This is a genomic window from Cellvibrio sp. PSBB006 (genome assembly GCF_002162135.1).
Taxonomy (GTDB): domain Bacteria; phylum Pseudomonadota; class Gammaproteobacteria; order Pseudomonadales; family Cellvibrionaceae; genus Cellvibrio.
This window is the reverse complement of sequence record NZ_CP021382.1, coordinates 2,541,020-2,564,055: the sequence shown is the minus strand read 5'-3', so window position 1 is coordinate 2,564,055 and position 23,036 is coordinate 2,541,020. Positions and strand designations below refer to the sequence as shown.

Genomic DNA, 23,036 nt, shown 5'->3' with positions numbered 1-23,036 from the left:
AGAAAGAAAAATATAAAGAAATGGCTGATCATTATTGTTCTTTATCTTAAAAAGTGGCAGCCGTGTGTCTGCCACTTTTTATCACTCGAAGTACATCTTCTAGAACGAATATCGCGCACCAACGGCAAAGGTTCGGCTGTAAAGAGAAGAACCGAAGTTATGCGTTGTAGGATATTCATAATAACTTTGATACAACTCATTAGTCAGGTTTGTTGCGTCAAATGTCACCACGAGATTGTCGGTCACGTCATAACTTACCTGTAGGTCCATGCTTTCTTCCGCTTTGCGGTAGATGCCCAATGGGTTTGCGAATTGGCGAGCTTCATAGTTGTTCAGGAAGTCATCACGCCAGACATATGAGAGGCGTGCATCAAACTTATCCCTTTCATAAGCTAGCACAACGCTATAAGAACTATCCGAAACACCAAACAGAGGTGTTGTGTCTGTGCCAACCAGATTTCCTTCGTCATCGGTGATTGGAATGTCTTGAGTTGAATCAAGTGCGGTATAACTGGCTTGAATACCGAAGCCGTCGAGTATACCTGGAAGGTTATCAGGGAAATACACTACCCCCAATTCCAAGCCCTCAAGCTCACCATTTGAAGCATTATCCGGTTGAGTAAGAATGTAATCATAATCTTCATAGGTGACTCGACGCGCAAAATCTACAACGAAGCCTTCTACTTCTCGACGGAACAGTGTTCCATAGATGGAGCTTGAATCAGAGAAATACCACTCCAATGAAACGTCATAGTTTTTGGATTCGGTAGGATCAAGATTGGGGTTTCCACCTGTAGCTGTACCGTAACCAATATTGGTTACGTCCTCTACATAGTTTATGGTGGGATTTAATTGGAAGAACGCGGCGCGACGGAGTGTTTCACCATAGCTGAATCGAGCGATCAAGTCTTCAGTGATGCCATATCTTACCATCAGGCTGGGCAATGCTTTCGAAACACTGGTTGACACAGATCCGGTAGTGAATGCAACATCGGTATCGATTGAAACATAGCGTACGCCAAACTGTCCATCCAATACGCGGCCAGCGATCTCGGTTTCAAAATCAGCCTGTAGATAAACTGCCGTAGTTAATTCATCAACATTAAAATTTTCAACAACATTTAACTGATCACTTAGGGCCAGATTGGCTCCGGCCTCTTCGTTATACATTCTTCTGATAGCATCAGCATTACTGCGAATATAATGTCCATCGGCGACAGCCCAAGAGGTTGGCACATCTGATTCGCCATCGAAGAAAGCGCTATTGATGTGTACCAATCCAGGCAAATCCTGGAAGGTGGTAGTCAAACAAATCTCGGGGCCTGTTGGGTCCTCAGGGTTAATGCCGCACCTGTCAGTATCTTGAATTCGTTGTGCTTCAGATGCTTGACGATCATCGTAACGTAGGCCGAAACTGACATTCTTGACAAAGCCCCCATCAATACCATAATCGCCATCAATAGTGAAAGTGATAGCATCCCCATCGCGTTTGTTGCCGTTATCATAAAGCTGGTTGATAGTCCATTGACTAGGGTCTGCGGCATTGCTTTCATCAATATCCGCAGTGGCTGGATTATCATTGAAACCAAAAGCGGGAACACCTCCACCAGAGTTGAAATCTACGTCGATTTCATGAGTGACCCTTTCCGTTCTCATGGCAAAGAAGGTCTCATTGTATTCGCTGGTTTGGTAAACCAACTCTGATTCAAGTTCGAAGTTATTTGTGATGTCCCATTTTCCGCCTAGAGCATAAACGTAGCTATCGGTTTCTCCAGTGCGCAAATCTCCGCTGGTAAAATTATAAGGTGCCCCAATAGTTCTTTCCTTTATGATGTTTGTCCCATCATAAAGGCTTAGGGTTGAACTGGGATCATCACCAAGGTTGCCCCACCAATCAACGAAGGAGAAAAGCAATGAGTTGAAAGATTCATCGCGGTAGCCGTTGTAAAAGGCTTCAAACATATATTCCGATGTTTCACTTGGGGCAAACTGCAGAGAGATATTTGCAGCAGGACGTTCGCGTTTACCGGTGAAGTCACTAGCGAATATAGCGTCGCGAGATAGCAAATATTCAACTTCCTCACCATTCACTTCGAGAGTGGAGCCGGGTGCGAACGGTAGACCTGCTTCGAGTCCTGGTTGCCAAATAGGGTCTTCGGTGGCACGTCCGTCAGTGGAACGAATAATTTCATAGGGAGCCCAGCCTGCCGGTGGATTATCCGTAGCAAAAGGCATCATAGCTCCCGCTGTAACAGACTGATCACGATAATTGGTTTCAGCATAGGAAATATTTAATAAAGCACCGAATTCTCCGGCACCAGTTTCCCAGCGGTTGCTGAAAAGAGCGCTGATGTTCGGGTCGACTTCATCTGACTGTTCCTGATAGATACCGCGAGCAGCAATAACAACTTTACTACCATCGAAATCAAAGGGACGTTGCGTATGAATATCAATTTGACCAGCGATGCCAGTTTCTATTAAATCTGCCGAACGGGTCTTATAAACATCAACGCGGCCTAGGAGGCTCGCAGGTATATCTTGTAAGGCCACAGAAAGTCCGGATGCGGTGAAAATATTCCTACCATTGATAGTAGTGGTTACATCATCAAGGCCGCGAATGGCAACTTTGGATACTTCACCCGCACCGCGATCAGTCACCTGAATACCTGACACACGCTGCAAGGCTTCCACTACGTTGTTATCAGGAAATTTACCGATATCTTCGGCGACGATCGCATCAACGATTTGATAGGCGTTGCGTTTGATATCCAGACCTTTCGTCAAGCTCGCACGAATACCCGTCACCACGACCTCTTCGATCATGGAATCATCGGCTTCTTCCTGGGCTAAAACGGATTGGGCAGACACAGCGATTGCCACAGCAATGCTGGTGCTAAGTACAGAACGCTTAAACATTATTGTTACTCCCCTGAGGATTAAGCATTTCGCCGCGCTGCAACAGGTTATTGTTAGTGTGCAGGCGGGCATGTGAGTTATTATTGCGCTTGGAGGCGCTACCAATAATATTGTATTATAAAATTATAATCAAACTTTTCGCCAGGCAGCGAGTCCGAGTTGCTGATTCTGAAAAAAGAGCTTATTTATCAAATGGTTACGAATAACAGGAACTGAGTTATATTGATATTTTGGCACATTTTACATCACATTCCCGCCGTGCCACTTAGTTCTTTTTTGCTGGTCAAAACTAATTTAAGGATGATTATGTGCTATGCATGGAGCAAGAAAGGAGGTGCCTTCGGGGCCTGATAATAACGAGTGCGAGTGAGCAACTTCTCGCTTTTCTGTCAGAGGTCTTATGAAAATTTTCGCTGCTATTTTGTTATTACTTCTCGTTAATTCCGCACTGGTTGGCGCTGCTCCTGCGGTAGAGCCGTTTCCTCTGGAAGACGTTCGGTTGTTGGATAGCCCCTTCAAACACGCCGAGCAAACCAATCTCCAATACCTGCTCGCGATGGAGCCGGATCGTCTGCTGGCGCCCTATCGGCGTGAGGCGGGTTTGCCGTTAAAGGCAGAGAGTTACGGCAACTGGGAATCGTCCGGGCTCGATGGTCACATCGGTGGGCACTACATCACGGCTTTGGCGCTGATGTACGCATCAACCGGTAATGAAATCGTGCTGAAGCGCTTGAATTACATGATTGATGAGTTAAAAAAATGTCAGGATAAAAATGGTAATGGCTATCTCGGTGGCATTCCCGATGGTGATGATGCCTGGAAAGCGTTGGCTAAAGGCCAGATCAAGGTCGACAATTTTTCACTCAACGATAAATGGGTGCCCTGGTATAACCTCCATAAAACCTACGCAGGTTTACGTGATGCGTATCTCTATGCCGGTAATGAAACGGCGAAGGCAATGTTGGTCAAGCTGTCTGATTGGGCCCTGCGATTAACCGAGTCGTTAAGTGATGAGCAAATGGAATTGATGTTGCGCAGCGAATACGGCGGCATGAATGAAATATTTGTCGATGTGGCGGACATAACCGGCGATAAAAAATATCTTGTCCTGGCGAAACGTTTTTCCCATCGCCATTTATTGAATCCACTATTGCAATATGAGGATCAACTGAACGGCATGCATGCCAATACCCAGATACCCAAGGTTATCGGGTTCAAGCGTATTGCCGATGCGACGAATGATAAAAAGTGGAATGATGCGGCGCAGTTCTTTTGGGAGACTGTGGTAGAGAAGCGTAGTGTAGCGATCGGTGGCAACAGTGTGAAAGAACATTTCCACCCGGCTGATGATTTTCAGCCAATGATTGAGGAAGTGGAGGGGCCAGAAACATGTAATACCTATAATATGTTGAAGCTGTCCAAATTATTTTATGAATCTTCAGGAAATTTAAAGTACCTGGATTTTTATGAGCGTGGCTTGTACAACCATATTTTATCCTCACAACATCCGGATACCGGCGGGCTCGTTTATTTCACGCCGATGCGCCCCAATCATTATCGCGTTTATTCGCAAGTGGATAAGGCGATGTGGTGTTGCGTTGGTTCCGGGATTGAAAATCACGGCAAGTACGGCGAATTGATTTACGCGCATCAGGGCGATCAGCTTTACGTTAATTTGTTTATTCCGTCCACCTTGAACTGGCGTGAGAAGAAAATCAAAGTGCGTCAGGAAACGGCATTTCCCGATGCTGAGCGCAGTGCAATTCATATTGAGAATAACGGAAAGTTTACCCTGAACATTCGTTACCCGAATTGGGTTGCTAATAAAGCACTGGCCGTGCGCGTCAACGATAAAGAAATAAACGTTACAGCGAAGCCGGGTCAGTATGTACAGATAAAACGTGATTGGCGCGCTGGCGACAAAGTGACTATCGATACCCCAATGCATACGCACATGGAGTCGATGCCAGATCAATCCGACTATTATGCTGTGCTCCATGGTCCTATCGTACTCGCAGCGAAGACACAGCCTTTTCCCACGGAAAAACTGCAATATTTTGCCGATGACAGTCGCATGGGGCACATCGCGCAAGGTCAACTATGTCCGCTGGATACGGCACCTACCTTTGTGACGGACGATAAGGATTTTCTGCAAAAAATCACCCCGGTGGCTGGAAAGTCCTTAACCTTCCGTGCGCCGGCAATGGAAGGTGATCAGGCTCGCCAGGTGGAATTGATCCCGTTTTTTCGATTGCATGATTCACGTTATACCCTGTACTGGCCGATGACCAGCAAGAGACAATTTGAAGCCTTGCAGGCCGCGAATAGCATGAAGGAACGCACTCGCTTCGCGCTGGACGCTATGACAATTGATGAGGTTAATCCCGGCCAGCAGCAACCGGAGTCGGATCATTTTCTGAAATCTGAACGCAGTGATATGGGTATTCATCTGGGGCGCCATTGGCGTCACGCTGAAGGTTGGTTCAGTTATGTCATGAATGATCCGGAACATGTCGCTACCACTCTGCGGGTGACTTACTTTTCCGGCGACACCGGTCGCCGTTTTGATATTGTGATCAATGATCATGTCATTGCTGAAGTGGAATTGCAGGCGCGCAAAGATAAGGATTTTTACACAGTTGATTACCCGCTTCCACGCGCGTTGGTCGCGTCGGCACCGGGTGGAAAACTGGTAGTGAAATTTGTTGCAAAGAAGAATTCTATTGCCGGTGGTATTTATTACGTGCGTTTGTTGCGGGGTGGGCGAGGGGATTGATTTGCCGGATGCGATTGGTATTTCGCTAGGCTGGTGTTTCATTGTTAATTGTGTGTCGGATTACGGCTTTGCCTAATCCGACCTACCCGGTAGTTCCCGTAGGTCGGATTAGACGCGCCAGCGTCGTAATCCGACAGATACCTCAATCTATCAACTTACTTTGATACCGATCCAACGCTTTCGCATCAACCACTGGCCAGGCGTCTTTATCCCACGTCATCTCCAGGATTTTAATTTTCTGTAAATAATTATCCGCTGTTTCATAAGCATGTAGCACCAGATAATCTTTCTTGCCAAAGGTGTAAGCGCTGTTGTGGCCCAGGGCGATCCAATCTTTATTGCCGGCGATCACCAATGAACCGCCGCCGTGATTCATATCCACGCCGTCTTTATCCAGATAAGGTCCGCGAATATTTTTAGCGCGACCGACGACAACTTTATAATCACTGTCTTTTCCGCGACAACACTTATCCCAGGATGCAAACAAATAATAGTAATCGCCCTTTTTGAAGATAAATGGGGCTTCAATGGCGGCGGAACCGGCGCTGGCATCGTCCTGCAAGATGGAGCGCTCGCGTTTAGCGATCGTATGCCACTCCTGCGGCTCAGCCAGGGCCGTTAAATTTTCTGCCAATTTTACCAATTTCAATCCGGCCCAGAATGAACCGAAACTCATCCAGGGTGTGCCGGTTTCATCGACGATAACCGCCGGGTCAATGGCATTCCACATATCGCGATGGGGTACCGACTGCAAGACAATGCCCTGATCTTTCCAGCCATAATCCGGTGATGAAGTATCCAATGTTTTCGTTACCGTGACGCCCATGGCCGACGTGTTTTTGCCGAAGGCGGATACCGAGTAGTACAGATAAAACTGGCCTTTGTGCTGCACAATATCCGGCGCCCACAAATGACCGTTGAATTCCGGCGCAACGCGGCGTGCCCACTCTGGCTCTGTGGCAAACACGCGGCCTGCCTTGCGCCAGCTTTTCATATCAGTAGAGCTGTAGAAGGTAATGCCGGGGCCGGTGCTGAACAGGTAATAGGTGTCGCCCTCTTTAGCCATGACTGGATCGTGGACGTCCACTTGCCGGGCAAAGGCCAGGGAGGTCAACAGTAGGCCGCACAGTAGGGCCAAACAGGGGAGGGAGGGTAGACGCATGAGAAGCTCCAGAGGTGATTGTTTACAATTCTATTCATTTTATTAATAGCCCGAAGGTATCATGGGCTATTTATTGTATTATAATAATACTCCAAGTTGAGATAAGAATAACATCGCCCGTCCACTGATGGGCCAACCCGGAGTGTTGAGTTTTATGAAAATCCCTGCGGCGCTGTTCGCCTTCTGTCTATCGATAGTCTGCTGCCTGATTGTCGGCTGCGGCAACACACCGCCGCGCCAAGCTACGGCGGCCGCCCCCCAGCCCTTGATCCCGCAACGCGCTGACCCTTGGGTGTACCGTCACGATAACGGCCAATACTTTTTTATCGCTACCTCCCCGTCCTTTGACCAAATAGAAATGCGGCAGGCAAATTCATTGCAAGGTCTGGCTGATGCTGAGCCGCAGGTTGTCTGGCGCATACATGCCACGGGCGAGATGGGTGCAAATATCTGGGCGCCGGAGCTACACCGTATTGATGGTATCTGGTATATCTATTTTGCCGCCGGTGAGGCCGAGCAACCCTGGCTTATTCGCATGTATGTTTTGGCGAACACCTCGGCTAACCCCCCGGACGGCGAGTGGCAGGAGTTGGGACGTATTAAAACCCAGCGCGATTCTTTTTCTCTTGACGCTACTCATTTTGCGCATCGCAATAAGCGTTATTTGATTTGGGCGCAGAAAGATCCTGAAGAAAAATTTAATTCGGCCCTTTATATTGCCGAGATGAAAAGCCCCACAGAATTGCATGAACATGAAGTGATGTTGACGCGACCGGAGTTGCCTTGGGAAATTATCGGTTACAAAGTGAATGAGGGTGCAGCAGTATTAATTCGTAACGATAAAATTTTTGTTACCTATTCTGCCAGCGCCACCGATCACAATTACGCCATGGGTTTATTGTGGGCGGATGTGGGTGCCGATCTGCTCGATCCGGCTTCCTGGCATAAATCCGCACAGCCGGTATTTTTTACTCAGGAAGCGTTGCAACGTTTCGGGCCAGGGCACAACAGTTTTACTCTGGCGGACGATGGTAAGACCGATGTCATGATTTACCATGCGCGGGATTATCGTGACCTTAAAGGCACGCCGCTAACCGATCCGAATCGCCACACCTATGTGCGTCGGTTGTTGTGGGACAAGGATGGTATGCCGAATTTTGGACAGGATTTAAGTGACGCGGAAACCTGGCAGCCGCTTGTCGAATAATTTCCACAGACCTTGCAGTGAGTCGTTTATCGCGGCTCACTGTTATCGTCAAATAATGTCGCTGACGATATTGTTCACGCTAATGAGCGGCGTGTTTTCTTGTAGTCATTAAAACCTATTGCCAGTAGAATACCGCTCCTCCACGACCTTCCCGGAAGCTTTTTCATGTCAAAACCCGCTATTTCCACGTTTTTTTTTGGCACTACCCCTGCAGGTGAAACCGTTAACCTGTACACGCTGACCAATACGTCTGGCATGGAGATCGGCATTATTAATTTCGGCGGTATCATCACCCATATTAAAACCCTGGATCGCCAGGGTGAGTTCGCCGACGTAGCACTGGGCTTTGATGAGCTGGAACCCTACCTGCAAGCGTCACCCTATTTCGGCGCATTAATCGGTCGCTTCGGTAACCGCCTGGCCAAAGGGCGTTTTGAGTTGGATGGTAAAACCTATCAACTGGCAACCAATAATGGTGAGAATCATCTGCACGGTGGTGTGACCGGTTTTGACAAAGTGGTGTGGGAAGCAACGCCGTTTACTGCTGACACTCACGTGGGGCTGAAATTGTTTTATCTCAGTCGCGATGGCGATCAGGGGTATCCGGGAAATCTGTCGGTTACCGTGACCTATACGCTGACCAATGAAGATGAAATCCTGGTGGATTATCATGCGACCACTGACCAGGCGACACCGATCAACTTAACGCAGCACAGTTATTTTAATCTTGCGGGGCAGGACGATATTTTGCAGCATGAGTTGATGATCAATGCGGATGCATTTACGCCGATTGATGATACCCAGATTCCTTTGGGCGGGTCGCAAGCAGTCGCTGACACACCATTTGATTTCAGAACAGCAAAAAAAATCGGCGCGGATATTAATCAGGACGATGAGCAATTGCGCTGTGGCCTGGGTTACGATCATAACTTTGTGTTAAACAAAGCTGCACCCGAAAAATTAACACTGGCGGCGCGCGCTACAGAAAGTACAACCGGGCGAGTGTTGGAGGTATATACCGAAGAGCCCGGCGTGCAATTTTATTCCGGAAACTTCCTCGATGGCAGTTTGACCGGTAAAGGAAAAACCTACGCATACCGCACAGGTTTTTGTCTGGAGCCACAACATTTTCCGGACTCGCCTAATCAGCCGGATTTTCCATCGACAATCTTACGGCCGGGTGAGGTTTATAGTAGTCGTACGATATTTAAATTTCTGGTGCAATAAATTTGGCCAACCCTGGGTCGGATTAGCCGTAGGCGTAATCCGACACCACATACTCCACAGAATGCCCCAGCGGCACGGACTACGCCGCCACTCCCTACAGTGCCTTGCTCCCATCCGCGGGCAAAGAACCCTCTTCCCCCTCCCCAACATAAATTTACTCGTGAAACACTGGCATCGAGTGATCATCCACTATAAAATTTGAATATTATATTATAAATATTGAGCCGATATGGCTCCGGTATCAATCCATTAATAAGAAGGAAAAGCGGATGAAAGTCTTGATCGTCAGCCTGATCGCGTTGTGTCTGTGGGGATGTAATGGGCAAAAGCCGGTTTCATTAAGCAGTCCTGACAACAGGATTCGTGTCGATGTATTTCTCGACAACCAGTCGGCCCCCGGCTATTCAATCACCTACCAGAATGCGGAAGTACTGCAAGCATCGCAGTTGGGCATTGCGCTTAACGACAGCGACTTCACCCGCGACCTGACCCTGAAAAGTGCATCGCCCATCGAGACCATCAGCGACAGTTACGAGCTGTGGGCCGGTAAGCAGCGTCAGATAACCTATACCGCCAATGAGCAGACGTTCACCTTCGCCAATGCCGAGGGGCGTGAGTTGAAGATTATCTTCCGAGTCTCTGATGATGGTGTGGCTTTTCGTTATGCATTCCCCGGCGAGTCGGATGATGTTAAACAAGTGCTGCGGGAAACCACCTCTTTTGCACTGCCGAAAGAAAGTCTCGCCTGGTTGCAGCCCATTGCGGTGGCACAAACCGGTTGGATGAACACCAATCCCTCCTATGAAGAGCATTACCAGATGGCTATCCCGGCGGGGACCGCTGCACCGACGGAAGCGGGCTGGGTATTTCCGGCATTATTTAACGCCGGTGATGCCTGGCTCTTGATAACCGAAACCGATATGAACGGCACATACCACGCGTCGCGTCTGCAACAACAGGCCGAGGGTGGCGAGTACAAAATCGGCACGCCCATGGCACCGGAAGTTTTTACCGGCGGCGCATTGCTTGCACAATCCACGCTGCCGTTTGCGTCGCCCTGGCGCATCATCACGGTGGGTTCCTTGGCCACGATTATGGAATCTACGCTGGGCACGGATCTCGCCGCGCCAACCATTGAGATGAACACGGATTTTGTTAAGCCGGGCATCGCGTCCTGGAGTTGGGGTTTATTAAAAGACGACGCCACGGTGTACGACGTCCAAAAAGAATTTATTGATTACGCAGCGGATATGAATTGGCCTTACACCCTGGTGGATGCCGATTGGGACCGCAAGATCGGTTATGAAAAAATCAAGGAACTGGTGGACTACGCGGCCAAAAAAAATGTCGGCTTGCTGGTGTGGTACAACTCCTCCGGTGCCTGGAATAAAACAGAGTACACACCCAAGAGTGCGTTATTAACCCATGAGCAGCGCCAGCAGGAATTCAGTCGGTTACAAGAAATCGGTATTAAAGGCGTGAAGATTGATTTCTTCGCGGGCGACGGTCAGTCGATGATGCAGTATTACAACGACATCCTGAAAGATGCCGCGCAGTATGAACTGCTGGTGAACTATCACGGTTCTTCCTTGCCACGCGGTTTGCAACGCACCTATCCACACATGATGACCATGGAGTCGGTGAAAGGCTTCGAGATGATTACCTTTAGCCAGGAGACGGCGGATCTGGAAGCCAGTCACGCCAGCATATTGCCCTTCACCCGCAATGCGTTTGACCCCATGGATTTTACGCCCACCGTATTCCATGACATTCCCAATATCGAACGCAAAACCAGCAACGGTTTTCAATTAGCCCTGCCGATTATTTTTCTCTCCGGTATTCAGCATATTGTGGAAACGCCGGAAGGCATGGCCACCGTGCCTTACTTTGTTAAAGAATTTATGCGCGAGGTTCCTGCGCGTTGGGATGCAGTGAAATTTGTTGATGGTTATCCCGGTAAGTCCGTTGTTATTGCACGCAAGGCGGGTGATACCTGGTTTGTTGCAGGTATCAATGGCGAGCAACAAACGAAAACCCTCAACCTGGATCTGGCGTTTATCGGCGATAAAACGGGTTATGTCATTGAAGACGATGCTCAGCCGCGCTCGTTTGTAAAACGGCCGGTGAGTGCATCAACTAATGTAGCGCTGACCATGCAGCCGGCTGGTGGTTTTGTGATGGTCTTTGAATAAAAATTAAATCCAAATGCAATTGAATACTGTTGTGGAGAAAACAGAATGAACCTTGTTGAGAAGTTTAAAAAGCGGGGCCTGCCCCTGCCATTGTTATTACTGACGCTATCACTGATATTGTCGGGCTGTGCGGGCAATACCGCTGACGCACCAAAAACAAAAAATTCACAGACTGATAGTAAACCGACAACCTTTACCAATCCATTATTCAGCAACGGCGCCGATCCCTGGCTGGAATATTACCAGGGCAATTATTATCTCACGACGACCACCTGGACATCGCAATTGGTCATGCGCAAATCACCAACCTTATCCGGCTTGGCGACTGCAACACCGATCAACATCTGGTCACACACAGAATTTGAACGTTGCTGTAATTTTTGGGCGTTTGAGTTTCATCGCCTCAAAGGTCCGAACGGTTGGCGTTGGTACGTGATGTATACATCCGGCCAGGACGGCACACTCGATCACCAACATTTAAGTGTGATTGAAAGTGTGGGCGATGATCCGTTGGGACCATACGAATACAAAGGCTCACCTATGCCCAACAGCTGGAATATCGACGGCACCTATTTTCAACACAAAGATAAATTGTATTTACTGTGGTCCGAATGGGTCGGCGATGAGCAATTAAATTTTATCTCCGAGATGAGCAATCCCTGGACCATCACCGGACCGCGCATGGTATTAACACGCCCGACCTACGACTGGGAACAGAGCGGTCGCAAGGTAACGGAAGGTGCAGAAATTCTTAAACACAACGGCAAAACCTTTGTGATTTATTCCGCAAGTTTTTGTGATACCCCGGATTACAAATTGGGCCAACTTGAGTTGGTAGGCGACGACCCGATGAAACCGGAATCCTGGAAAAAATCCGCCGAGCCGGTCTTCCAAACCGCCAACGGTGTATACGCACCGGGCCACAACGGCTTCTTTAAATCCCCGGACGGCACAGAAGACTGGATCGTCTACCACGGCAACTCATCACCCAAACACGGTTGCAGCGCAACGCGCTCCGTGCGCGCCCAAAAATTTACCTGGAACACAGACGGCACCCCAAAATTTGGTGAACCGGTTGCCGAAGGCACACCCGTTGTTTTACCGTCCGGCGAAAACGGCCCACTGACCACGCGTGTGTTGGGCGCGGAATATCAACTGGTCAATCGCAGCAGCAATCAATGCCTAGTCAAAGCCGGCAATCAATTAAACGCCGCCTGCCAGGGCGACACCGCGCAATGGGTACTCGACTACACCAGTGACGGCTACTTCCGCCTCGCCCACAACGCCACCGGCAATTTCCTCAGCCAATGTTCTGCGCAAGAAATACAGCTATCACCCTGGACCAACGCCAACTGCCAGGAATGGAAACTCGAAGCGCAAGCCGACGGCTGGTTACGCCTCGTCAACCGCGCAACGCAATCCGCATTAACCGCCGAAAACTGCACCGCGGAACATTGCGACCAATGGCGCGCACAACCCATCGGCAAAGTCGCCATCGCCAGCGTACAAAGCGGCAAGATGCTAACCGCCGAAGACTGCACAAAAAACCCCACCGCCAACCTCACCCAATCCGAATGGCGCAACGACGCCTGCCAACAATGGTCATTCAACCCCACCGACGCCGGCTATTTTGAAATCCACTCGGACAACGGTGCGTGTCTAGCCGTAGAAAAATCTGCAGTCGTCGCCGGAGCCAATATCTCGCTCAACAAATGCACCGGCAATAACAGCCAATGGCGCATCGAGCACCTACCCAACGGCACCCAACGTCTTGTCGCTCGCCACAGCCAACAAGTCATGGACCTGGCGCATTGCGGTTTGGCCAATGGCACCAACCTGGCCCAAGCCCCAGCGTTGGATACCATTTGCCAAACGTTTCAATTGAGGGCGGTGGAGTAATGTTTCTCTCCGGGATGTGAAGCGTGTATGCATCCCGGTTAATTAGAAAAAATTCTGAGCAAATAAAAAGGGCGTTTATCGCAAGATAAACGCCCTTACTTTTGATGACTTTGGCACAATACGAGTTTGGCGTTAGGGCTTCTGTTTCGAAACCCTCAAGTCAGGGATGACTTGAGGGAGCTACAGGGATGTATTCATGCGCTTTCGAAACAGAAGCCCTAATGACAAACGAACTACGAAGTCCGTTCATCAACAATCTAGTTAGAAGCGTTCTGCTCCCGCGCCACCAATTCCTCTTCAATAAAATTCAACGCCTCATCAATCAACAACAACATAGAATGCTTCGCACGCTCCGCGTTGCGATTTTTGATCGCATTAAACACCTTCGCATGATCCTCCACCACACCCTCATGGTTCGCCTTGATCGGACTTGTATGGCGAATACTCACACGCAACGCCGTCTGAATAAAATCACGCAGACGAATATAAAAACGATTCTGGCTCGCATAAAGAATACTGACATGAAACGCGATATCCGCCTCCAGCTCAGCCTCCATATTATCGCCCGCCGCCTTCATGCGTTCGAGCGCCGCTTCAATCGCATCGATTTTTTCCGGCGTCGCATAACGCGCTGCAAGTGATGCCGCTTCCGGCTCGATCGCAATACGCATCTGCAAAAACTCCTTCAACACTTTCATCGAAGGATTGCTTTCCAGAGACCAACGCAATAAATCCGTATCGAAAATATTCCACTGTTCCTCAGGCTGAATGCGAATGCCCTGGCGCGGCTTGCTGGAGATCAAGCCTTTGGCAGACAGCATCTTCACCGCTTCGCGCACTGCGCTGCGGCTCACACCGAATTTTTCGCACAGTTCTGCTTCAGTGGGCAGACTTTCATTTTTATCGTAAACACCACAGACAATCTGACGACCCAACTCCTGTGTCATACGCTGTGAGAGATTGAAATTTCTATCGAGAATAGACATAAAACATTGTCCGTAACAGAGCGTGGAATTGCGCAAGCATATCGCCTTGGTTGGGCGATTACAATCATATTATCTGAATCTACACGGCCCGCCGGATGAGGGCATTTACGCAAAAATCTCCCGCAAAATTCTGCATTTTTTCAGGCTTGCCGAAACCCCGGAAGACGCCGGTGGCGGCAGTAAACAACGGGTTAATATCCTCGCTTAAGACATTTTTCTATAGCGTTTGGGGAAATGTGCTCTCATGGCGACAGGTAAGGGATCGGGCGGCATGACCGGTGTGCAGGAATCCGGCCGCCAAGGGGCGGAAGTGCTAGAGTAAATAGCAGCGGACAGTTTGTCCGGCGGAGCCATCACCATTAATCCCAGGGATGCCCAGTTGATGTATTGCACATTGTTGTTTTCTGTCTTCGCGCGTATAAGCGGCCTGCTTCTGGCACTGGTCCTGATGGCCTGTGGTCCATCGACGCGCGATCCCCTGCGGGTGGCAACCTTGCCCTGGCCCGGTTATGAAACCCTGCATCTGGCGCAGAGCCTGGAATATCTCAATGAGCCGGACATCCGGTTGGTGGAACTGGTCAACACCAGCCAGATCGCCTCGGCCCTGCGCAACGGGACGGTTGCGGCCGCGACCATTACCCTCGATTCCGCCTTGACCCTGATACACGAAGGCGTGGACCTGAACGTGGTGCTGGTCATGGATTATTCCCTGGGTGCGGATGCTGTCATTGCCCGGCCGGCCATCACAACATTGCAGCATATACGCGGCAAACGTATAGCCGTGGAAAATGCCACCGTGGGTGGCGTCATGCTCGATGCCCTGTTAACGGAAGCGGCATTATCGGTCACCGATATCCAATTGGTGTCCATGACCGTCAACGAACATCTGGCCGCCTACCGCCGGGGTGAGGTGGACGTGGTGGTGACCTTTGAACCCGTCTCGACCGTGTTGTTGGATGAGGGCGGGTTGCGCCTCTACGACAGCCGTGCAATTCCCGGCCGTGTTCTCGATGTCCTGGTGGTGCGCAAGGAGTTGATGAATCGTTATCGTCCCCAATTGCAGGCATTGCTGAAGGCGCACTTCCGGGCGCTGGATTATCTGCAACAGTCGCCGGATGACGCCTACGCGCGTATTGCGCCCTATCTTGGTGTATCAGCGGAACAGGTGGCGACGATGATGGCTGGTATTCGCGTGCCGTCCCTCGGTGACAACCACCGTTTGCTGAACGGCAGTCGACCGGAACTGGTCCGCGTCGCCGGCGAGCTGGCGGATTTTATGGTGCAACGCCAGTTACTCCGTCGTGCGCCCGCTGTGGACCATCTGGTGCAGCCGGATTTTCTGCCGCCCTCCAATTTCTTTACAAGCCAGTTCCTTACGAGCCAGCCGGCCGGGCAGGTTCAGCCATGACAATGTATCGGAGCATCAACCTGCGCTTGTGGTTGCCGGTCATTATCCTCGGCGCCTTGCTCATGATGATGACACTGGGTGCCCTGTGGCGTTATGAAAACCAGAATCGCCAGGTGGAAGCCGATACCCTCGATTTGTTGCAAAAACGTATGGCCCGTGACCGGCGCCATATCGAGAGCTTGATGCGAATGGAACAGATGGGGCTGGTGGCTGAATGGGTGGCCGATCTGGGGGCGATTCCGGATGTAGAACTGGTGGCGCTAATCGACGAACAGCGCCGCATCCTGTTCGCCAGTCATCCCCTGTGGCCGGGCCAACCCTTAACGGCTATCGCTGATCGATGGGATGAACGCTGGATACCTGCTGATACCCGTCAGTACCTGGCACAGTTCGCCAGGGTTCGCGGGCAACCGGTCGTCAACGCCTATCAACCGATATCCCTGCCCAGCCGGGCGGGCGAAATCCGATCGGATCGTGTCGGCGCTATCCTCCTGCAATACAACCTGCAAAACAGTAAAGCCAAAGTGGGGCGGGCGGTGCTGCGCAGCAGCCTGGTGAACCTGGGTATCGGTACCCTGGTGATGTTGCTGATGATGTGGATGCTGGATCGCTGGCTGGCACAACCGCTCGGTTATCTGCGCACTAAAGTGGGCGAGATCAGTCGTGGTCATTTCAATACGCCGATCAATATCCTTGGTGAGGGAGAGATGGCCGCCTTAGCGGTTGCAGTTAACAAGATGCAGGCAGATCTGGCGCAAGCTGACGCCGCCCAGGTCCAGACGCAAAAAGAGTTGGAACAATATAAAAACACGCTCGACCAGATTCTGGATGGCGTCTTCATTGCCAGCCTCAAGGATTTCCATTTCCTTTACGCTAACCAGGGCGCCCAGCGGCAACTGGGATATAGCGAGGCGGAACTGCTTGGCATGAGTCCGCTGGATATCAAGCCGGACAGTGATCCGACATCATTGCGCGAACGCATGCAGCCGTTGCTGGATGGACGTGTACCCGCCATCAGTTTTGAAAGTCAACATCGCCATAAAAACGGTCATGTCTTCCCGGTGGAGATCTTCTTGCAGATCATCCACCACCAAGGGAAACCTTCAAGCTTTGTGGCCATTGTGCGCGACATCACGGCGCGCAAATACGCTGAGGCGGAGCTGCGCGCCAGTGAGGCGCGTTTCCGTGTGCTGTTTGAACAGGCCGGGGTGGGTGTTGCGGTTATTGAGACCGCCAGTTGCCGCTTTATCCGTATCAACAAAAAGTACGCCGATATCGTGGGTTATTCCGTGGTGGAGATGTTGCAAATGGACTTTGCCATGATCACCTACCCGGAAGATCTGGAGCCGGATCTGGCCAATATTGCACGGCTCAAGGCAGGCGAGATTCGTGAATTTACCATGGAAAAACGCTACATCCGCAAGGATGGCAGCATCTGTTGGGTGAACCTGACGGTATCGCCCATGTGGGAAAACGACACCCCGTTTGACTACCACGTGGCGGTGGTGGAGGACATTACCGCGCGCAAGCACAGCGAAGCCTTGCTGAACAGCCAGATGGCGGTATTGGAGATGATTGCCCGCCGCGCGTCACTGGGCGAGATACTGACCACGTTGATTCACGCCGTCGAAGCCCAGGCTCCGCAGATGCTGTGTTCTGTGTTGCTGCTTGATGCGGAGGGGCGGCATCTGCATCACGGCGCGGCGCCCAGTTTGCCCGCTGCTTATAGCCGCGCTATTGATGGTTCCCCCATTGGTGAGGCGGCGGGTTCCTGTGGCACGGCCGCCTTTCGCGGTGAGCCGGTCATTGTGACGGATATCGCCTGCGACCCGCTGTGGAAAGATTATGCGCAACTGGCGTTACCCCATGGCTTAAAGGCTTGCTGGTCCACTCCCATCTTCAGCGCGCGCCATCGGGTATTGGGTACGTTTGCGGTGTATTACCGCCACCTCGGTTCACCCACGGCACAACACCAGCAGATTATCGCCATGGCGACCCACACGGCAGCGGTGGCGATTGAGCGGGAACAGTTCGAGGCGGCCTTGCGGGACGGAGCGGAATATACCCAGACCATCCTCGACAACGTGGCCGACGGCATCATCACCACCAATATCCAGGGTGTCATTGAATCCTTCAACAACGCGGCGGCGCGGATCTTCGGCTACAGCGCTGAAGACGTTGTCGGCCAATCCGCCAACACCCTGATGCCGGGCCTTTACGATGATGAAGGCGAGGAGCAGCCGGAGGGCATCAAGGATGTACTGTCGCGTGTACTCGGCCGGCGCCGGGAGGTCGAGGGCCAACGCAAGGACGGCTCCACGTTTCCCATGGAGTTATCGGTATCTCGGGTACTCCACAATGGCCAGGTCAAGCTGATCGGCCTGGTGAGTGATATTTCCGAGCGACGCCGCCACGAAGAGCGTATCCAGCGGCTGGCGTTTTACGATTCCCTGACAGAACTGCCCAATCGCCGCCTGTTGATGGACCGGCTGCAGCACGCCCTGGCCAGCAGCGCGCGGAACGGTTCCCTGGGCGCCTTGCTGCTGCTCGACCTCGATCACTTCAAAAACCTCAACGATACCCACGGTCACGATGCTGGTGACTTGTTGCTTTGCCAGGTGGCGGAGCGCCTCACCCGCTGTGTGCGTGAAGGCGACACAGTGGCGCGGCTTGGCGGCGATGAGTTTGTGGTGGTGCTGGAAGGCTTGAGCCAAAACGTCCACGAAGCGGCCGGGCGAGCCAAAGCCGTGGGCGAGCACATTCTTTCCTTGCTGAGTCAGACATACCTGCTGGACGATATTGAGCATTACAGCAGCCCCAGCATCGGCATTACGTTGTTTAGTCAGCAGGCGGAAACGGTGGATGCCCTCTTGAAACGGGCGGATGTGGCCATGTACCAGGCCAAGGCGGCGGGACGTAATACCCTACAATTCTTCGACTCTGAACTGCAGGCATCCCTGGCAGCGCGCACCGCGCTGGAAGCCGACATGCGCCTCGGTCTGACGCAGCAACAATTCATGCTGTTTTACCAGCCGCAGGTGGATGGTGAGGGGCACATCACCGGGGCGGAAGCGCTGCTGCGCTGGCATCACCCGGAGCGAGGCATGGTCTCTCCGGCTGAGTTTATTCCCTTGGCAGAACAGTCCGGGTTCATCCTGCCCTTGGGGCAGTGGGTACTGGAAACAGCGTGCGAACAGCTGGTGAGCTGGGCTCAGGAACCGGCGTCCCGTGAACTGACCCTCGCGATCAACGTCAGTGCCCGCCAGTTCCGCCAGATCGGTTTTGTGGAGCAGGTGCTGGATGTGATCCAGCAAACCGGGGCGGACCCGACGCGCATCAAGCTGGAGTTGACCGAGAGTCTGTTGGTTAACAACCTGGATGACGTCATCGGGAAGATGCGTGCGCTCAAAAGTTGCGGCGTAGGTTTTTCGCTGGATGACTTTGGTACCGGCTATTCGTCCCTCAGCTACCTGCGGCAGTTGCCCCTCGATCAACTGAAGATTGATCAATCCTTTGTGCGTGACGTGCTGGTTGACCCTAATGATGCGGTGATCGCACGCACGATTATCGCGCTGGGTCTCAGTCTGGGTTTATCGGTCATCGCGGAGGGTGTGGAAACGGAAGGGCAGCGCGCTTTTCTGGCCACCAACGGGTGCTATGCCTATCAGGGCTATCTTTTTGCCCGGCCCATGCCGGCCGCTGAATTTGATGTGTTGCTGCTTAAACAGCATGGTGTGGTGAGTTAAGGGGTCGCCGCCGATGTGCTCAATGAAGGTGCTACCGCCGCTGGCGCCGCCGGCGGGTTTATCAGTCGCCAACTATCCACCTCGCGATGAAAAAATCCACTTTCTTCATAGGCTTTATGAATGAGGCCACGCTCTTTCATCAGGGTGATGCCTTTCTGTAGGGCATCATAATATTCCTCCCCACGCGGATGGCGGCGGCTGACCGGCCAGTGGCGAGTGCCCTGGATAGCCACTTTAATGCCTTCAATGGGAATCAGCTCCATACCGTCCAGCACAACCTTCATGCCGGCGGAGGGTTGAAACGGTGCGAGCGTAAAATCGGCCCGCCCGGCGCTGACCATGCGCACCATGTGAATCCAGTCGGTGGTGAAATACAGGTGGTTGATGCCCATGTGTTTCAGGGTGGCGACATCGGCATACCATTGGATGCTGGAAACAGCCCGCAGCTGGCGCAGGTCTTCCAGGCTTTTCGCGGCCAGCGCTTTTTGGTTGGTGGGCGAGGTATAAAAGCCGACGATGAATTCACCTTCATCAATGACCGGCTGGGTAATGTGGAATAAATCGGGCAGGTTCAGCACATCGGAGTACCACACCAGGGCGCCGGAGGAAATCAGGTCGCCATCGGCAATCTGTCGCAGAGTGCGCAGATAATTCTGTTCATCGCGCAGTTCCAGCGAATCCTTGAAGCCACCTAATTGCAAGGCTTGCTGCAAGAGGACTACCTCAATCACATCACGGCGCGCGCCGGAGCCACCGTAGTAATCAATGCTGGCAACATCCCGTCCCCGCACAAACTGGCGGTAATCCGCATAGATATCTTCATAGATGGAAACCGCGAGCGGGTCGGGCGCTTCGTCGGCTCCCTGGGTAGCGACCGACCAGCCGCCCAATAAACAGGAGACCAGCGCTAACCAACGAAACGTCAAAGGATTGCTCATAGATTTTCGGGTAACAAGGAATGCCGACAGAGTGGGCCTGGAATCAGCAGTCTAGAGATGTGCGCCAGGGTGGGCAAGGACCAGGGCTTGCGTCAGTGCGTTGCATCACCGGATGGCACGATGGCACGATGGCACGATGGCAGGAGGTTAGTACTCCACCACCTGCCCGCGATAGATACGCACCGGCCTGTGGGATTCCTTGGTGGTGGGCGCATCTACCAGACTGACCTGCCCGCGATAGACTTTGGTGATTTGCTTCGGGGTGTCGGGCTTGGGAGTCTCGGATTTAGGCTTGGGTTCATCCAACTGGTCAACCCAGGGTTCACCGGCCAGAGAGAGCAGTTCCTTGATCAGGGTTCGGGTAATCGTATCCTTACAGTCGTGATGGAACTCGGCCAGTTCCTGCAACATATCCGGATTGGCCAGTTTGATACCTGGCTTCATCTTCGCATCAACACGGCGACGTATTTCATACACCAAATCGATCATGGGTTTGCTGTATTGCATAGGGCCTCCACTTGAACAGGTGGTGACTCAAGCAAGAAGCCAGCCAATCGCTGGAAACCCGTTTTTGAGGTGTTTTTTGAATATCCATACGCCAAGAGGTGCACGTAAGTGGTGCGTTTCTGATGGGCGCTGCCTGCTTATCCATCAGGTGGCGCATTAACTCAGGTGGTGATCCATATCCCGCGAAGGCTGCGCGCACTTGCTGTCACCGACCACTTTGGCTGGTACGCCTGCCACGGTGGTGCGCGGCGGAACGCTCTTCAATACAACGCTACCGGCGCCGACCTTGGCGCATTCGCCGATGTCGATATTGCCCAGGATCTTGGCGCCAGCGCTGATTAATACACCCTTGCGCACCTTGGGATGGCGATCGCCCCCTTCCTTTCCGGTGCCGCCCAGGGTTACCGATTGCATGATGGAGACGTTGTCTTCCACCACCGCCGTTTCGCCAATCACGATACCGGTGGCGTGATCGAACATAATGCCTTTACCGATCTTCGCGGCCGGGTGTATGTCCACCGCAAACACCGAGGAAATACGATTTTGCAGGAACAGCGCCAGCGGATTGCGGCCCTGTTGCCACAGCCAGTGCGCAATGCGGTAAGCCTGCAAGGCATGGAAACCCTTGAAGTAGAGCAGCGGCGTCACCAGCGAGCAGCAAGCTGAATCACGTTCGTTTACTGCATACAAATCGGCGCGCACGGCCTCACCGATGGACGGATCATCATTCAAGGCCTGCTCAATCACTTCGCGCATCAACATGGCCGGCATGGCGGGACTGTCCAGCTTGTTGGCCAGGTGAAAGCTGAGCGCTGCTTCCAGGGTTTCATGGTTGAGGATGGTGGAGTAGAGGAAGCTGGCCAGTACCGGTTCCGATTCCGCCTGCTTGCGGGTCTGGTTGCGGATAGATTCCCAGAGCGCGTCGATGGGCTTTGCGGCGGGGGCAGCAGTAGCAGTCATGATGAGATCCTTTGAATGGCCGGTTGAAGCGTCTGTGCATTATTGGGCCTTGAACCGGGGATTTCCAGTGCGCTGGCCCACACGAGGGTTTTCGCTGTTAAAACACCGCCAGAGGTGGTTCATACAAGGCCGCCAGTTGTTCGCGCAATTCGAGTATATGTTCGCCCCAGTAACGCTCGGTATTGAACCAGGGAAAGTGCCGGGGAAAGGCCGGGTCGTCCCAGCGGCGCGCGAGCCAGGCGCTGTAATGCATGATACGTAAGGTACGCAGAGCTTCGATCAAATTCAGTTCGGCCAGATCAAAGTCACAAAATTCCCGATAACCATCCAGAATTTCAGCCAACTGCAAACTTTGCTGCTCGCGCTCGCCGGACAGCAGCATCCACAGATCCTGCACGGCTGGCCCGTTGCGCGCATCATCAAAGTCCACGAAATGGGGCGCATCATTGCGCCACAGGATATTGCCGGGGTGGCAATCGCCATGTAAGCGAATGGGGGTGAAGCGGGTCTGGGCAAAGCGATCTTCCAGGCGGCGGATCAGGTCCGCGCCCAGGCTGCGGTAGGATTCGCGCAGGCTGGGTGGAATAAAATCATGCTCCATCAGGAAGGTGTAACTGTCCCGTGCAAAGCTCTGGACATCCAGCATGGGGCGTTCGATAAAGGGGCGCGCGCGGCCCAGTGCGTGGATGCGGCCCAGTACCCGGCCTAGGGAGAGCAGCTGGTCATAGTCATCCAGATTGGGCGCATGGCCGCCCTGGCGGGGGTAAAGCGCAAAACGAAAACTGTTGTCCTGACGGGTGAATGTCCGCAGGGTATTACCGTCCGCATCGGCAATCGGTGGCACCACGGAAATCTCCAACTCATGCAAAGCCTGGGTGAAGGTATGCTCCTCCAGAATCTGCGCGTCGCTCCAGCGCTGTGGGCGGTAGAACTTGGCGATCAGGGGCGCGCCCTCTTCAACACCGACCTGGTATACCCGATTTTCGTAGCTGTTTAATGCCAGGACGCGGGCGTCGCTCAGGTAGCCGCAACTTTCTACGGCATCCAGCACCAGGTCGGGGCTGAGCGCTTCGTATGGATGGGCTGTGGGCTGATTCATGGAGGTTGGCCTT

At 52.3% G+C, this 23,036-nt stretch carries 14 protein-coding genes; 7 read left to right on the top strand and 7 right to left on the bottom strand.

Annotation, left to right across the window (positions count from 1 at the left end):
• Nucleotides 1-99 precede the first annotated feature (99 nt).
• On the bottom strand, nucleotides 100-2,916 hold the full coding sequence (locus CBR65_RS10705; protein WP_087466839.1) for a TonB-dependent receptor: 2,817 nt from the start codon (nucleotides 2,914-2,916) through the stop codon (nucleotides 100-102).
• 400 nt (nucleotides 2,917-3,316) lie between these two features.
• On the opposite strand from CBR65_RS10705, the gene CBR65_RS10700 reads away from it, so the two are divergent.
• Entirely contained in the window at nucleotides 3,317-5,692 is a 2,376-nt protein-coding gene (locus tag CBR65_RS10700; protein ID WP_087466838.1) for a glycoside hydrolase family 127 protein, read from the top strand.
• Nucleotides 5,693-5,834: 142 nt separating this feature from the next.
• Here the strand turns inward: CBR65_RS10700 and CBR65_RS10695 are convergent, their stop codons facing one another.
• Complete coding sequence (locus tag CBR65_RS10695) at nucleotides 5,835-6,854, bottom strand: arabinan endo-1,5-alpha-L-arabinosidase (protein WP_087466837.1); 1,020 nt, start codon at nucleotides 6,852-6,854, stop codon at nucleotides 5,835-5,837.
• 154 nt (nucleotides 6,855-7,008) lie between these two features.
• On the opposite strand from CBR65_RS10695, the gene CBR65_RS10690 reads away from it, so the two are divergent.
• The 4 genes from CBR65_RS10690 to CBR65_RS10675 all read left to right on the top strand — a co-directional run bounded on the left by CBR65_RS10690 (nucleotide 7,009) and on the right by CBR65_RS10675 (nucleotide 13,379).
• Complete coding sequence (locus CBR65_RS10690; RefSeq protein WP_087466836.1) at nucleotides 7,009-8,061, top strand: family 43 glycosylhydrolase; 1,053 nt, start codon at nucleotides 7,009-7,011, stop codon at nucleotides 8,059-8,061.
• A gap of 165 nt (nucleotides 8,062-8,226) precedes the next feature.
• Complete coding sequence (locus tag CBR65_RS10685) at nucleotides 8,227-9,288, top strand: aldose epimerase family protein (RefSeq protein ID WP_087466835.1); 1,062 nt, start codon at nucleotides 8,227-8,229, stop codon at nucleotides 9,286-9,288.
• Nucleotides 9,289-9,557: 269 nt separating this feature from the next.
• On the top strand, nucleotides 9,558-11,480 hold the full coding sequence (locus CBR65_RS10680) for a glycoside hydrolase family 97 protein (RefSeq protein WP_087466834.1): 1,923 nt from the start codon (nucleotides 9,558-9,560) through the stop codon (nucleotides 11,478-11,480).
• Nucleotides 11,481-11,525: 45 nt separating this feature from the next.
• Entirely contained in the window at nucleotides 11,526-13,379 is a 1,854-nt protein-coding gene (locus CBR65_RS10675) for a family 43 glycosylhydrolase (RefSeq protein WP_087466833.1), read from the top strand.
• Nucleotides 13,380-13,636: 257 nt separating this feature from the next.
• Here CBR65_RS10675 and CBR65_RS10670 read toward each other — a convergent pair whose 3' ends face one another.
• Entirely contained in the window at nucleotides 13,637-14,365 is a 729-nt protein-coding gene (locus tag CBR65_RS10670; protein ID WP_087466832.1) for a FadR/GntR family transcriptional regulator, read from the bottom strand.
• Between the two features lie 337 nt (nucleotides 14,366-14,702).
• On the opposite strand from CBR65_RS10670, the gene CBR65_RS10660 reads away from it, so the two are divergent.
• Together CBR65_RS10660 and CBR65_RS10655 are read left to right on the top strand one after the other, a co-directional pair.
• Nucleotides 14,703-15,773 carry an ABC transporter substrate-binding protein gene (locus tag CBR65_RS10660; RefSeq protein WP_157672036.1) on the top strand — a complete coding sequence of 357 codons (1,071 nt, stop codon included), beginning with the start codon at nucleotides 14,703-14,705 and terminating at the stop codon, nucleotides 15,771-15,773.
• On the top strand, nucleotides 15,770-19,519 hold the full coding sequence (locus CBR65_RS10655) for a PAS domain S-box protein (protein WP_087466829.1): 3,750 nt from the start codon (nucleotides 15,770-15,772) through the stop codon (nucleotides 19,517-19,519). Before CBR65_RS10660 ends, CBR65_RS10655 begins: the two co-directional genes overlap by 4 nt.
• On the opposite strand, the gene CBR65_RS10650 is transcribed toward CBR65_RS10655, so the two are convergent.
• From CBR65_RS10650 to CBR65_RS10635, 4 genes are all read right to left on the bottom strand, one after another.
• The gene (locus tag CBR65_RS10650) at nucleotides 19,516-20,457 is read right to left on the bottom strand and encodes a hypothetical protein (RefSeq protein ID WP_087466828.1); all 942 of its coding nucleotides are present in this window, start codon (nucleotides 20,455-20,457) and stop codon (nucleotides 19,516-19,518) included. The two genes, CBR65_RS10655 and CBR65_RS10650, sit on opposite strands and share 4 nt — an antisense overlap.
• Nucleotides 20,458-20,604: 147 nt before the next feature.
• Nucleotides 20,605-20,964 (bottom strand): hypothetical protein, encoded by a 360-nt coding sequence (locus tag CBR65_RS10645; RefSeq protein WP_087466827.1) that lies wholly within the window; start codon nucleotides 20,962-20,964, stop codon nucleotides 20,605-20,607.
• Nucleotides 20,965-21,120: 156 nt separating this feature from the next.
• Nucleotides 21,121-21,924, bottom strand: coding sequence for a serine O-acetyltransferase (gene cysE, locus CBR65_RS10640; RefSeq protein WP_087466826.1), 804 nt, complete (start codon nucleotides 21,922-21,924; stop codon nucleotides 21,121-21,123).
• Between the two features lie 97 nt (nucleotides 21,925-22,021).
• Nucleotides 22,022-23,023, bottom strand: a complete 1,002-nt coding sequence (locus CBR65_RS10635; protein ID WP_087466825.1) for a serine/threonine protein kinase — start codon at nucleotides 23,021-23,023, stop codon at nucleotides 22,022-22,024.
• Between the last annotated feature and the right edge of the window lie 13 nt (nucleotides 23,024-23,036).